The following is a 14,353-nucleotide window of genomic DNA, read 5'->3' on the forward strand; positions in this document are numbered from 1 at the left end:
CTCTTCCTCAAAAATCCTGCTTTAATTATACAACTCAAAATTTTCGCCAATTGCTGGTATTATTGGCCACCAAACGTTGTTGGGCCCAGCGGTTATTGGCATGACAAATCGCCACTGCCAAGCCATCTGCTGCGTCATTTTGCACAACTTCGGTCATGTTTAATAACAGTTTGACCATGTATTGTACCTGTGCTTTATCCGCACCGCCTTTTCCCACCACGGCTTGTTTGATTGCTTTGGGTGCATATTCATGTACCATGATGTCATTGACCACCGTGGCGCAAATGGCTGCGCCACGGGCTTGACCTAATTTCAATGCGGCATTGGCATTTTTCGCCATAAATACCGTTTCTATCGCCATTTCATTGGGTTGGTATTGTTTGATTAATTCATTGACCGCAACAAAAATGGTTTTCAATCGATCAGGAAAATCACCATCTCCACACTTAACCGTCTCATGATGGACATGCTGAATTTTCTGATTGTGTGTATCGATGACCCCAACCCCTGTAAATCTTGAGCCTGGGTCAATGCCTATGATGCGCAGCATGGTTTTTTTCAATAATTGATTTGCTGTTATTTTATGTTATTGGTTATGTGGTTTGTTGTGTTTTATTAATCTTTAGGAAACTGTATGCGCTATAGTTTGTTACAATTTATTCTTTTAAAACATTACTCATCATGAAAATAGCCTCATGGAATGTCAATTCTTTGAAAGTTCGCCTGGAACATGTTTTACAGTGGTTGGAATCAGCACAGCCTGATGTTTTGGCTTTGCAAGAAACCAAAATGACTGATGATGTATTTCCAAAAGCTGCCATAGAAGCCGCTGGATACCATGTGGTGTATGCGGGGCAAAAAACTTACAACGGCGTGGCCATCATTGCCAAAGAACCGCCACAGGATGTGATCACTGACATACCTGATTTGATCGACCCTCAGCGTCGAATCTTGGCAGCCACTGTCAATGATGTACGCATCATTGATTTGTATGTGGTCAATGGTTCTGCACCTGGTACAGAAAAATTCAGCTACAAACTCAATTGGTTAGACAAAGTCACTCAATTCATTGAACAACAGATGTCAGAATACGATGATGTGGTGGTTTTGGGCGATTTTAACATTGCGCCAGATGACCGAGATGTGCATGATCCTGACAAATGGTATGAAAAAATTCTGTGTACCACAGAAGAACGGAATGCCCTGAACAAAATATTGGACTTAGGCTTTCAGGACAGTTTTAGGTTATTGCATGAAGATGCAGGTTTTTTCAGTTGGTGGGATTATCGCATGAATGGCTTCGTTCGTGGTTTGGGGTTACGAATCGATTTAATCTTGTGTTCTGAAGAGATGTCAGAAGCAGTAACAGCGTCTTACATTGATATTGAACCACGCCAATGGGAACGGCCCTCTGACCACACACCCGTAGTTACAGAGTTCGATTGGTGATGTATGAATAAACCCTTATTTTCACAAAAGCACTCTTTAACCACCCGCCTGTTGCATTGGATTTGTGCCTTGTTGGTGGTCTCTCTATTTATTTCTGGGTGGTTCATGGTTGAGCTCGATTATTACAGCAGCTGGTACCAAACACTGCCTGAACTTCATATCTTTGGTGGCACCCTTCTGCTGATGTTATGGGCCTGGGTAATCCTCAGGTTGTTCTTGGTCAAAAACACCTTACCAGAATTACTTCACCGCCGATCAGAGGCTTTTTTGGCTCGTTGGATAAAAAGGAGTTTCTATTTGTTGATCATTACCATACTGATTTGTGGTTATTTAATGGCCACCGCAGATGGTCTGCCAAGAAATTTGTTCGGAACAATCAATTTACCGCCACTTTATCAGTTTTCTGCAGTCCAAATTGATACCATGGGTTGGATACACCAAAACTTTTCTTATGTATTGATGGTTTTTGTGTGCTTACATATGCTGGGCGCGCTTAAGCATCATTATATTGACCAAGACCCTACTTTAAAACGCATGTTATAGGAAACACCAAAAATGAAAAAATTACTTATATTGTTATTAATCTCATCCATCTCTGGAGTGGCTGTTGCTGATAAATACAAAATAGACACCAAAGGCGCTCACGCTTTTGTGCAGTTTAAGATCAAACACCTGGGATACAGCTGGCTTTATGGCCGTTTTGATTCTTTTGACGGGGAGTTTGAATACGATGAATCTGACCCGAGCAAGGCCAATATACAAATGACAGTCGATACCAACAGTGTCAACTCAAACCATGCGGCCAGAGACAAGCATTTACGCAGCGACGATTTTTTAAATGTGGCAAGTTTCCCTGCTGCCAGTTTTTCCAGTACTTCTTTCAGTGAAGGCGAAAATGGCAACGGAACCATGAAAGGCAACCTCACGTTAAATGGTGTGACCAAAGAAGTGGATTTGGATGTTACTTTTGTCGGTGGTGGCAAGGATCCTTGGGGTGGTACAAGAAGGGGTTATGAAGCTGTGGCAGAATTAAAACTTTCTGAGTTTAATATTAAAAAAAGTGTCGGTGGTGCTTATGAAGAATTAACCTTGATTGTTTCGGTTGAAGGAATTAAACAATAATTTCCCAGATGTTTCTAAAGCGCCATTTTCAAATTTGAAATTGGCGCTTTTTTTTGGCTCTGAGCTTGTTTGGTTTGGGTCTTTTCTGGGTGATTACCCTGAATATTTTCATAAAAACACGGTGTTTTATCTACATAAACTTATCTAAGTAATTGATATATATATCTTTTTTCTGTTGTTTAACAACTTTTTTTGCCTTATTGATTTTGGTTAATATTTAACCACAGTTGGGTATAACAAAATCATTGTTAATTTAAAATCGGGTTTTGGAAGTTTGCTTTGAATCTTGTCGCTTTTCAATGGTGGGCCGTATAGGATTTGAACCTATGACCAATGGATTAAAAGTCCACTGCTCTACCAGCTGAGCTAACGGCCCATTTGAAAAAATAGGATTGAAACTGAATGTTTCGAGGTGCGCAATCATAAAATAAATCAAATAATTAGGCAAGTTTTTTTACTGCTTATTTAAACTTTTTTCCATTCAGTTCAATCCAACCGTTTTCATGCCTATTTCTGGGGTCATCATGAGTCCAGTGAACCACCCCACCTTTGTTGTTCCATTCATATTCACCACGGATTCTAACCATATCTCCTTTTTGAATAGGAACCCTGGGTGCCAAATCAATGTTGTGTGCCACCAAAATTGTGTACGCGCCTGATTTAACAATAAATTTTTGATGTCTCGAACCTTCGTTGTCATCTCTCAACAGTCTATCAACCATGGCATCAAACTCCACCATCACATCACTGCGCTGTTGTTCTATGACTTGTTCAAGTTCGTTGGATGCCGCGGGTTGATTTTGTGACCACCAAGAAAAAACCAAAGCCACCAACAAAAAAGCGCCTTGAATCAGGCGCTTTTTTTTGGCTTTTATTGTTGCTGGTTTATTCATTCCAAGCGTTGTAACCACCGGTTAAATTAAACACCTTGGTATACCCTTTTTTACGGAAAAACTCAGCTGCAGACATTGATGACTGGCCCACTTGACAAACAAACACCAAGGGCGTTTCTTTGTCCATGGCTTCGATGGATTCAATCGCTGCTTTGTCTAATCTGACCGCATGATCAACGGTACCTTCAGCCACTTTATCTGCTGATCTGACGTCAAAAATGTGCGGGTTTTCAATGTCTGTGTTGAACCAGTCCTGTAATTCAGCGACCGATAAACTTTGCACAGCAGGGGGTTCGTTGGGGTTTTTGATCCTTAAACCTGAACCTTGTAACTCATCAACCCAACTGATCTCTACGCCGTTTGATCTTTTGGCAGTGCCTATATCCATATAAACTTTTAAGTCACCAACATCCGCTATAATTTCATACCCTTTAGGCATTTCTAAACTGAATCTGGTGTTGAATTCATCATCAACAGACAAAAACAATTGATGGTCACCCATCTCTTTCAGTCCCTCTTTGATGTGATTCAAAGCGTCATCCGTAATGCTGATATTGGGTGGTGTTCGATCAGGTTGAGTTAAATTCAATAGCTCATGAAGTTCACCGGTATTAAACATTTCAGAAATGATGTCATTACCACCAATTAATTCTTTGTTTACGTACAGTTGGGGTATGGTTGGCCACTGGCCATAAGCTTTGATGCCTTCGCGAATTTCAGGATCTTCCAGCACATTGAATGACCCAAAATCATCGCCAATCATGTCCTTCAATATTTTTACTGTGTTACTCGAAAAGCCACACATGGGTGTTTGTGGGTTGCCTTTCATAAATAAAAACACTGGATGTTCATCCAACATTTTTTCAATTCTTTCTGTTACTTGGTCGGTCATAATAAATTACTCTTGTTATACGTCCAAATTACTGGCATTGAGCGCGTTTTCTTCGATAAATTGACGTCTGGGTTCTACCACGTCACCCATCAATGTTGAGAATACCGTGTCAGCAGACACCGCATCTTCAATGGTTACCTGTAATAATCGTCTGCTTTCAGGATTCATGGTGGTTTCCCACAACTGATCAGGATTCATTTCACCCAGACCTTTAAATCGACTGATGGTTAAGCCTTTTTTAGCGACACTCAATAGGTACTCTAAAACATCACTTATGCTGTTGATTTCAATCACTTTTTCGCCTTTGTTTAAAACGGAATTACCTTGTAATAAATCCTGGTTTTGTTCAGCAATTTCCATCATTTGATGGTAATCTTTTGATTTAAAGAACAAATGACTTAATGTGGTTTTCTCAACCAATCCATTGCCGTCTTTTTCAAACACCAGTGATTCAATGTCATCTTGGTAATACACTTTCCATGTCACGCCCAAACGATTATTGACGTTCATTATGGACTCCGCTTCTTCGATCCATTTTGTATCAATGGCTTTTTCCGCAGGGTTTATTTTGGGTAAAGCCAACAGCTGATCAATCACCTTACGGTCGTAAACTAAACTCAACTTCTCAATCACGCTTTTGACATGAACTTGCTGTTTAATTAGTCGGTATAAAACATCACCAGACATCGGTGGTAAATCATCCTGGTATTTAAGCTCCACATCATCCAAAGATCGATTCAATAAATACTCATTCATTTCATCGTCATCTTTCAAATAAGTTTCTTGTTTGCCTTTTTTGACTTTGTACAACGGTGGTTGACCAATATAAATATGGCCCCGTTCAATCAATTCAGGCATTTGTCTGTATAAAAACGTCAGTAACAAGGTTCTGATGTGTGAACCATCCACGTCGGCATCGGTCATGATGATGACTTTATGATATCTGAGCTTATCAGGGTCAAAATCATGTTGTCCAATACCACAACCCAATGCGGTGATTAAGGTCCCTACTTCGGCCGATTGCAACATTTTATCAAAGCGTGCTTTTTCGACGTTTAAAATTTTTCCTTTCAATGGAAGAATGGCTTGATTCTTTCTGTTTCTGCCTTGTTTAGCAGAACCACCAGCAGAGTCACCCTCCACCAAGAATATTTCAGACAACACAGGGTCTTTTTCCTGACAATCTGCCAATTTCCCTGGCAATCCTGCAATATCTAAAGCATCTTTGCGCCTGGTCATCTCACGGGCTTTTCTGGCCGCTTCTCTGGCCCTGGATGCATCGACCACTTTTTCTGTTAAAATTTTGGCTTCTTTGGGGTTTTCAAGCAAAAAGTCTGAAAGCCGCTCGCCCACCGTACTTTCAACCACTGCTTTTATTTCAGAAGACACCAACTTATCTTTGGTTTGTGATGAGAATTTAGGATCTGGTGATTTAACAGAAATGACTGCAATCAAACCTTCACGACAATCATCACCTTGCATGGCGGATTTTTTCTTGGCGTTTTGACTGATGAAATTATTAATGGTTCTGGTTAAAGCACCACGAAAACCTGCTAAATGGGTACCACCGTCTTTTTGCGGAATGTTGTTGGTAAAACAAAAAACCGACTCGCGGTATGAATCCGTCCATTGCATGGCCACTTCTACGGCCGTGCCATCGTCTTGTTCATTTTTAAAATGGATTACAGTTTCATGTAAAGGGGTTTTTCGCTCGGCCAGATAATTAACAAATGAAGCAATACCACCTTCATATTCGAATTTTTTCTCTTCACCGGTGCGTTCGTCTTTTAGGTGTATGCGCACACCTGAATTCAAAAATGACAACTCCCTGAGTCGTTTGGCCAAAATATCGAAATGGTATTCTACATCCGTAAAGATTTCTGGCGAGGGTAAAAAGCGTACTTTGGTTCCTGTCTTTTCAGTGCTTCCCACAATTTTAAGGTCTTCTTGCGGAACGCCCATTTTATAAGATTGCTGATAGATACTGCCGTTTCGGTGAATTTCTAAATCCAATTCAATACTCAACGCATTAACCACAGAAACACCCACACCGTGTAAACCACCTGATACCTTATAGGAATTGTCATCAAATTTACCACCGGCATGCAAAACTGTCATAATAACTTCTGCCGCTGACTTACCTTCTTCATGCAAATCTGTCGGAATTCCGCGACCATTGTCATACACTGTTATACTGCCATCAGCATTGATTGACACATTGATGGTGTCACAGTGGCCCGCTAAGGCTTCATCGATTGAGTTGTCAACAACCTCAAATACCATGTGGTGTAAACCAGTACCATCATCGGTGTCTCCAATATACATCCCTGGACGCTTTCTGACAGCATCCAAACCTTTCAAAACCTTGATGTTCGACGAATCGTAATTCTCACTCATAAGAGCTTTTCATTCCAAAATTAAACAACACATTATAACAGTTTTATGGCAGTAAAAAAACGCTATTAATGACAGTCTGCTGAGTTTAAATCAATCTGAAATTGATTCAATATTCCCATCATGTTTCACGTGAAACACACCCACATCATCAAACAATGACGATATTTTGTGTTGGTCGACTGTAGTAATGAATATTTGGTTATTGGTGGTATTGATAAACTCACACAACAAACTGGTTTTATTGACATCCAGTTCTGCATCAAAATCATCCAAGCAAACCACAGGGTCTATGCCAGTGGCCTCGGTCAGTAACTCAATAAAACTTAAATAGAACATAATAGAAATCATTTTCTTTTGCCCACGCGAAAGTATATCTTGAGCCGCTGTAGAATTAACTTTACATTTTATATCCATTTTGTGAACACCAGAAAACAGGTTTCCATAGCTTATGTTCTTGTCTTTTTCTTTGATCAATAATTCACTGAGGCTCAGGTCTTTATTCCAACCTTGGTGGTAATCCAAAGTAAATCCATCCAGTTCAGGAATGAATTGATTAATTTTCTGTTCTACTTTTAGCTTTAATTTTTCAAAAACTTCAAAACGTGAGGTGTTTAAACGTGTGGCAAAATTTACATATTGTTCTTGCCACTGATCAATCTGAGTAAATTGTTTGGTTTTAAACAAGGCATTCAACTGTCGGTGGCAACGTGTGGTTTGGGTCCAAACATTTAAATAGGATGGTTTCACGTGAAACACCAACCAATCCAAAAAAGAACGTCGGAAGTTGGGTGTTTGGTCAATCAGTAGGTAAGAGTCTGGATCAATAGATACCACAGGGATTAAATGTGCTATTTCTGATTGATTGCTCACGTTGTTGTGATTGAGTCTGATTGATTTTTTTTGGTTTGTTTTATTAAAACCAGCACCCAGATTTTGTATGCCTGTATCAGAACCTTTGTGAAAGGTGGAAAATAGAATAAACTCTGTTTGATTGTGTTTGATTAAAACTTTGTTTTTTTTACTTCTGAATGATTTACCAGTGGAAAGCCAATAAATGGCTTCCAACACTGAGGTTTTACCTGAACCATTGTTACCATAAAACACATTGATTTGTTTATTAAAAACTAAATCTACAGATTCGAAACAACGAAATCCGTTGATTTTAAGTTGTTTGATAAACATCAACCAAGTCTGACTATATTCTTAATGGCATAACAACCAAGCGACAATCGAGGCGTTCAGGATGTTTAATTAAGCAACTGGACAGTGCTTCTTTGAAACTGAACTGGATTTCTTTTTCAGTGATGGCTTGAGTGGCATCAAGGATGTAGTTGACATTGAATGCCGTTTCAATGTCTTCTATTTCAGTTTGTACTGTGATGACATCTTCAGCTTGTTCTTGATCTGGGTTGTGACCAATGATTTCTAATTTATTTTTGGTTATTTTAAATTTAACCCCTTTGTATTGCTCATTGGACAAAATGGCAACACGATGTAATGCATTTCTGAGTTCCTCACGATCTGCAATGAAATTGTTTTCCATATTTAATGGAATCACAGATTCATAGTCTGGGAATTTCCCATCAATCAATTTTGAAGTCATACTGATGCCTTCTATTTCAATTTTAATGTGGTTACGACCCATGTTGATGGTGATTTCTTGATCCAAGTCCCTGATCATTTTTTGTAACTCCAAAACACCTTTTCTTGGAATCAACACCTGTTTGTTCAGACCACTGTTGTTGACATAATCACACTCGGACAAAGCCAACCTGTGTCCGTCGGCAGAAACACAGCGCAGTTTATTATTCAAAACTTCGAACAACAAACCATTTAAAAAGTACCGCACATCTTGAACTGCCATACAAAAAATGGTTTGTTTCAACATGCGTTGTAAATCCAATGAACTGATTGAAACAGGTTGGTAGCTTTCCATGTCATCAATCAATGGGAACTCTTGAGCTGACAGAGTACTTAAACTGAATCGACTGTCACCAGAAGTGATTAAACATTGTCCTGAATCAAATGAAAATTTTAAAATGGATCCATCAGGCAGTGCTTTACATATATCTAAGAATTTATGAGCAGGTACGGTGACTTCACCAGGTGATTGTGCATCGACCACACATTCTGAGCGCATTTCTACATCCAGATCACTGGTGGTTAACAACAAAGTATCCCCATCTAATTTAAGCAACACATTGCTTAATACAGGTAATGTTCCCTTCTTTTCGACCACACCACAAATTTGATTCAACGGTGCTAAAAGTGTTTCTCTCTGGATATTAAATAACATAGTATATATATATAAATAGTAATTATAGTGTTTAATAAAACACTGAATATGTGTGCAAGTGTTTGAATTTAAATGCTTTTATTTTTATTTACTGTACATTTAACCTGTGGATAACCTGTGGGTGAAAAAAACGATTTTAGTTTTAAACAACTTATCCACAGCTTATTAACAGCTATTCAGTTAACTTATTCACAATCTTTTGTTTGTCTTCATTTAAGTCATTGTTTTCAGACAACAATTCATCCATTTTTTTATAAGCATGAAGAACGGTTGTGTGATCACGACCGCCAAAACTTTCCCCTATTTCAGGGTAACTTTTGTCAGTTAAATCTTTGGCCAAATACATCGCCAGTTGTCTGGGCCTAACGATTGAACGTTTTCTGCTTTTGCCCAATAATTCAGATAACTTCACATTGTAGTATTGTGCGGTGGTTTTTTGTATATTTTCTACAGAAACTATCTGATGATTGACCTTAAATAATTCTTTCAGTATTTGTTTGGTGTAAGTCAGGTCTATTTTCTTGCCAGTGAAAAAGGCATTGGCCTTGAGTGTACTTAAGGCACCTTCTAATTCTCGAATATTGGAATTAAGTTGTTTGGCTATATAAAAGGCCACATCATCATCAAGGGTAAATCCCAAGTGTTTTGCTTTTTCTTTCAAGATAACCACCCGTGTTTCATAATCAGGCGGGTCGATTGGAACGACAATCCCCCACCCGAGTCTTGATTTTAACCTAGACTCAAGACCATTGACTTCTTTGGGATAACGGTCACAGGTGATGATGACTCGTTTTTGACCTTCTAGCAGATAATTGAAGGTGTGAAAAAATTCTTCCTGGGTCCTTTCTTTGCGCGCGAAGAACTGAATATCATCAATTAACAAGGTGGTCACAGAGCGGTACTTTTGTTTAAATAACTCCATCGACTTTTGTTGAATGGCTTTAACCATTTCATTAACATAAATTTCAGAATGGAGGTAACAAACCACTTCATCAGGATTGTTTTTCAGAATTTCATTACCAATGGAATGCAATAAATGGGTTTTTCCCAAACCAGTACTTCCATACAACAACAAGGGATTGAATTCAGGGTTGGGTGTTTGAGCCGTTTGTAAGGCTGCAGCCAAAGCAATGGTGTTGGAGCGACCTTCAATAAAATTATCAAAAACAAATCGGTGGTCTATGTTAGATGGGATGTTGTTTTTGGGTGTAGATTGGGCTTGTTCAGTGATTTCCGGAACATACGGTTTATGAATTTTTATTGATGATGAGTACCCTTGGCCAAAAATTTCCTTGATGGCTGCGGAGATGGATTTGAAATACAAAGATTCAATTTTATCCAAAACCACATCATTGGAAGCCAACAAAGAAATGTGGTTACTTTCAATGGAAACTTCTAATGGCCTGATCCATAAAAGTATTTCATTTTTTGGAATTTCAGCTTCTAGTCTTTTAAGACAATGTTCCCACATAGATTAAATAGTATACCTGATCAAAAAAGCGTTAAAGTATAGCAATAAAACAGCTTAAATCATATATATTCAACGGTGTTTAGTGAGAGAAAATATCAGCGAATGGGATTGAAAAAGGATCAATGTACACCACATCTTATGAATGAATTACTGAGATCAAGCACAACTATTAAAAAACCACTTGAAAAAAACATAAAAAAACAGTATGATGCACGGCCTTTTTAGAGGCGTGCGTTAAGCAAGTCCAAAGCATTAAAAGAACAGGTATAGAATCATGAAAAGAACATTTCAACCAAGTAACTTAAAAAGAGCCAGAACCCACGGTTTCAGAGCACGCATGAAAACAGCCGGTGGACGTGCTGTCATTAATGCCAGACGTGCCAAGGGCAGAAAAAGATTGGCTGCATAAGTAAGTTACCTATTAGGTGTGCCTTGGAACAATTCCCAAAAGGCAAAAGATTATTAACCCGACTCGATTTCAGTCGGGTTTTTAGTAAGTCAAAAAGAATTCAGAACAAGCACTTCACCGTATTGGTGCACTTCATTGAATCTGATAAACCCACTCGCATGGGTTTTGTGGTTTCAAAGAAAGTTGATAAGTCAGCTGTCAAAAGAAATCGCATTAAACGTTTGATCAGAGAAAGTTTTCGCACCAGAAAAAACTTAAAATCAGCAGACTATGTCATCATGGCAAAACCGAGTGTAACAAAACTCAACAATCAACAAATCACCGAAAGTCTCAACCAACTTTGGCAACAAACTGAGAAAAGTAAATGAATAATAAAAACGTATATCTAATCACCCTGATGTTTTTAGGCTTTATGCTCTATATCCAATGGCAGAAAGATTATAACCAACCTGTCATCACTGAAACGACTGCCGTTGAAAACAATGCGTTTGTGGATACCTCGGTTGTTGATGACGTTCCAGCCACAACCACGGTCGTTGATGATGTGCCACAGCCTTTAAATAACAACATCAACAACAGCGATGTTCCTGGGATGATTGAGAAAACCGCTGATACCCAAGTAATTGCCAAAGTTGAGACCCCCTTATTGAAACTGGAGTTTTCAGCCAAAGGAGCGGCCTTGGTCTATGCGGAGCTCAAAGCCTACCCTCTGAAAAAGAAAGAAGCACAACATGTTGTGTTGATGGATTACCGAGACAATCATTTTAAAATTGATGCTGGTTTGGTCACGCAAGACATCAAATTCACTCACAATGACATTTACCAAACAGCCACACCTTCAGTTAAAGTTGAAAACGAAGTGACTGAAATCAAGTTTATCCACAGAAAAGCAGCAGGTACTGTGGTGAAAACATATGTGATTGATCCACAAAGTTATGCCATAAAAGTTACGCAAACATTGACCAATCAATCTTCAGAGAACTGGAATGTTTCTGAATACCAACAATTAATGAGAAATGACCCTTGGGCAGGCGTAGACCCTTCTTTTACTGATGCCGGCAGATATTCATTCAAAGGAGTGGGTTATTTTGATGCTGAAAATGGCTATGAAACACAGGACTTCGATGACCTGCAAGATGAAATCACCAAGAAAAACCTGGGTCCAGACAGTTGGGTGGCCATGGTTCAACATTATTTTTTCGCAGCCGTCATTCCGACCACAGACCAGTCACAAATGATTGCTAAGTACAGAGCAGGTTCTGTACACCCTTATTTGGCACAAATCATCACCAACAACAAACAAGTATCGGCCGGTGCCACGGAAAATTTTGAATCGACTTGGTATGTAGGTCCAAAACTTCAGAAGCAATTGCCAGCCATAGCCAAAGGCTTGGATTTAACGGTTGATTACGGTATTTTTACCGCCATTTCAAAACCTTTGTTTTGGGTGTTGGAAAAAATCCACGGTTATGTCGGTAACTGGGGTTGGTCAATTGTGTTGTTGACGGTTTTGATTAAATTGTTGTTTTTCAAATTATCAGAAGCCCAATACAAATCGATGGCCCGCATGCGAAAATTGCAGCCCAGAATCACAGTTTTGAAAGAACGTTATAAAGACGACAAACAGAAATTCAACCAAGAAATGATGGGCTTGTACCAAAAAGAAAAGGTCAATCCTTTGGGTGGTTGTTTACCCATTTTGATTCAGATTCCAGTGTTCATTGCCCTGTATTGGGTGTTGTTAGAATCGGTAGAACTGCGTCAAGCACCGTTTATATTGTGGTTACAGGATTTGTCTACACCTGATCCATACTATATTTTACCAGCGATCAATGCAGCCGCCATGATCATGACACAACGCTTGTCTCCAACGCCTGGTATGGATCCAATGCAAGCCAAAATCATGAAGTTCATGCCGGTGGCTTTCTCGGTGATGTTTGCTTTCTTCCAATCTGGTTTGGTGTTGTATTGGGCGGTCAACTCGGTATTGTCGTTGGCCCAACAATATGTGATTACCAAACGCATTGAAGCACAAGACACACCCAGTTAAACGCATCGGATAAAAAATGATTCACAACACCGACACCATCGCTGCCATTGCCACACCGGCGGGCACCGGTGGTGTTGGGATCATCCGCATATCTGGCCCCAAAGCCAAACCCATTGCACAGAAGCTCAGTCAATTGACTGCATTGAAAGTTCGCCATGCACATTTCGCACAGTTTAAAAACCAACAACAACAAACCATCGATTCTGGTTTAATCCTTTATTTTCAACAGCCCGCTTCGTTCACTGGTGAAGACGTGGTTGAAATACAAGGACATGGTGGGCATGTTGTGATGAACATGCTACTCAAAGAAGTGATCGCGTTGGGGGCTCGAATGGCCAGACCCGGTGAGTTTTCGGAACGGGCTTTCCACAACGAAAAAATTGATTTGGTGCAAGCCGAAGCGATTGCTGATGTCATCTCAAGTGGTTCAGAACAAGCTGTACTGGCGTCTCAACGATCACTACAAGGGGCTTTTTCAAAACACATCAATCAGATTTTGGACTTGTTGATTGAAACCAGAGTTTGGGTGGAATCCGCCATTGATTTTCCGGAAGAGGAAATTGATTTTCTGTCTGATAAGCACCTGCGACAACAACTGTCAAAACTCAACCAAAGCATGAAGGAAACCTTGCAAAAAACACAAACGGGTGTGGTTTTGGCTCAAGGGATCAGCATTGCCATTATTGGCCAACCGAATGTCGGAAAATCCTCGCTGTTGAATTGTTTAACGGAAGAAGACACGGCGATTATTTCTGAAGTGGCTGGCACCACTCGAGATGTGGTTAAAGAAGATGTGGTGATTGCTGGTATTCCGGTACGGCTTATAGACACGGCCGGCATTCATGCCACCGATAACCCGATTGAGCAACAAGGGATTGATCGCGCATTAAAAATGAAACAACAGGCCGATGTGGTGTTGTATGTGATGGATGGACAACAACCAGTCAGAGATTGGCTGTCTGCGGAAAAAAACCACATCAACATCATCAATAAATGTGATGTTTTACATGAGGAAAACGCTGAACTAAAGGGTGTATTGAAAGTATCAGCCAAAACAGGGGTGGGCATTGATGCCATCAGTGCAGCGATTGTTGCACAGGTAAATTTGGGGGCCTTGAATGAAAACACATTCAGTGCACGACAACGCCACATTGAACAATTGAAACTCACACAACAGCACATTGATGCTGCAGAACAACAACTACAATCCAACCAAGGAGAGCTTTCGGCGGAAGAATTGAGGTTGGCACAGCAAGCCTTGAATGAAATCACCGGAGACTTCAGTTCTGATGATTTGTTGGGTGAAATATTTTCTAATTTTTGCATCGGTAAATAAGCCAAACCGAAACCCTCGCCTTTCCTTTTTTCTTGCAT

General features: G+C 39.8%; 14 protein-coding genes and 1 tRNA gene. 7 read left to right on the forward strand and 8 right to left on the reverse strand.

Features of this window, described 5'->3' with window-relative positions; translation table 11 throughout:
- Positions 1–34: 34 nt before the first annotated feature.
- Positions 35–550 carry a crossover junction endodeoxyribonuclease RuvC gene (gene ruvC / locus CCS90_RS01060; protein ID WP_099017659.1) on the reverse strand — a complete coding sequence of 172 codons (516 nt, stop codon included), beginning with the start codon at positions 548–550 and terminating at the stop codon, positions 35–37.
- 131 nt (positions 551–681) lie between these two features.
- On the opposite strand from ruvC, the gene xth reads away from it, so the two are divergent.
- From xth to CCS90_RS01075, 3 genes are read left to right on the forward strand one after another with little or no spacing between them, the layout of a single operon-like run.
- On the forward strand, positions 682–1,449 hold the full coding sequence (gene xth / locus CCS90_RS01065; RefSeq protein WP_099017660.1) for an exodeoxyribonuclease III: 768 nt from the start codon (positions 682–684) through the stop codon (positions 1,447–1,449).
- Between the two features lie 3 nt (positions 1,450–1,452).
- A complete protein-coding gene (locus CCS90_RS01070) occupies positions 1,453–1,992 on the forward strand; it encodes a cytochrome b (RefSeq protein WP_099017661.1) in 540 nt (179 codons plus the stop codon).
- Between the two features lie 12 nt (positions 1,993–2,004).
- A complete protein-coding gene (locus CCS90_RS01075) occupies positions 2,005–2,571 on the forward strand; it encodes a YceI family protein (protein WP_099017662.1) in 567 nt (188 codons plus the stop codon).
- Between the two features lie 300 nt (positions 2,572–2,871).
- On the opposite strand, the gene CCS90_RS01080 is transcribed toward CCS90_RS01075, so the two are convergent.
- From CCS90_RS01080 to dnaA, 7 genes are all read right to left on the reverse strand, one after another.
- Positions 2,872–2,947, reverse strand: a tRNA-Lys gene (locus CCS90_RS01080).
- A gap of 85 nt (positions 2,948–3,032) precedes the next feature.
- Complete coding sequence (locus CCS90_RS01085; protein WP_099017663.1) at positions 3,033–3,464, reverse strand: DUF3465 domain-containing protein; 432 nt, start codon at positions 3,462–3,464, stop codon at positions 3,033–3,035.
- Entirely contained in the window at positions 3,457–4,356 is a 900-nt protein-coding gene (gene grxD, locus CCS90_RS01090; protein WP_099017664.1) for a Grx4 family monothiol glutaredoxin, read from the reverse strand. Before grxD ends, CCS90_RS01085 begins: the two co-directional genes overlap by 8 nt.
- 15 nt (positions 4,357–4,371) lie before the next feature.
- Positions 4,372–6,753 (reverse strand): DNA topoisomerase (ATP-hydrolyzing) subunit B, encoded by a 2,382-nt coding sequence (gene gyrB, locus CCS90_RS01095; RefSeq protein ID WP_099017665.1) that lies wholly within the window; start codon positions 6,751–6,753, stop codon positions 4,372–4,374.
- 90 nt (positions 6,754–6,843) lie between these two features.
- Positions 6,844–7,935 (reverse strand): DNA replication/repair protein RecF, encoded by a 1,092-nt coding sequence (gene recF, locus CCS90_RS01100; RefSeq protein ID WP_099017666.1) that lies wholly within the window; start codon positions 7,933–7,935, stop codon positions 6,844–6,846.
- Positions 7,936–7,948: 13 nt separating this feature from the next.
- The gene (dnaN, locus tag CCS90_RS01105) at positions 7,949–9,049 is read right to left on the reverse strand and encodes a DNA polymerase III subunit beta (RefSeq protein WP_099017667.1); all 1,101 of its coding nucleotides are present in this window, start codon (positions 9,047–9,049) and stop codon (positions 7,949–7,951) included.
- A 172-nt stretch (positions 9,050–9,221) separates the two neighbouring features.
- Entirely contained in the window at positions 9,222–10,520 is a 1,299-nt protein-coding gene (dnaA, locus tag CCS90_RS01110) for a chromosomal replication initiator protein DnaA (protein ID WP_099017668.1), read from the reverse strand.
- A 274-nt stretch (positions 10,521–10,794) separates the two neighbouring features.
- On the opposite strand from dnaA, the gene rpmH reads away from it, so the two are divergent.
- Genes rpmH through mnmE form a run of 4 tightly spaced genes read left to right on the forward strand, consistent with a single transcriptional unit; the run spans position 10,795 to position 14,315 of the window.
- The gene (gene rpmH, locus CCS90_RS01115) at positions 10,795–10,929 is read left to right on the forward strand and encodes a 50S ribosomal protein L34 (protein WP_077411775.1); all 135 of its coding nucleotides are present in this window, start codon (positions 10,795–10,797) and stop codon (positions 10,927–10,929) included.
- 23 nt (positions 10,930–10,952) lie between these two features.
- Complete coding sequence (rnpA, locus tag CCS90_RS01120; RefSeq protein ID WP_162846737.1) at positions 10,953–11,297, forward strand: ribonuclease P protein component; 345 nt, start codon at positions 10,953–10,955, stop codon at positions 11,295–11,297.
- Positions 11,294–12,979, forward strand: a complete 1,686-nt coding sequence (gene yidC / locus CCS90_RS01125; protein WP_099017670.1) for a membrane protein insertase YidC — start codon at positions 11,294–11,296, stop codon at positions 12,977–12,979. The genes rnpA and yidC overlap by 4 nt, the downstream gene beginning before the upstream one ends.
- Positions 12,980–12,995: 16 nt before the next feature.
- Positions 12,996–14,315 (forward strand): tRNA uridine-5-carboxymethylaminomethyl(34) synthesis GTPase MnmE, encoded by a 1,320-nt coding sequence (gene mnmE, locus CCS90_RS01130; RefSeq protein WP_099017671.1) that lies wholly within the window; start codon positions 12,996–12,998, stop codon positions 14,313–14,315.
- Positions 14,316–14,353: the final 38 nt, after the last annotated feature.

Origin of the sequence: Marinicella litoralis, assembly GCF_002591915.1 — a bacterium.
GTDB classification, from domain to species: domain Bacteria; phylum Pseudomonadota; class Gammaproteobacteria; order Xanthomonadales; family Marinicellaceae; genus Marinicella; species Marinicella litoralis.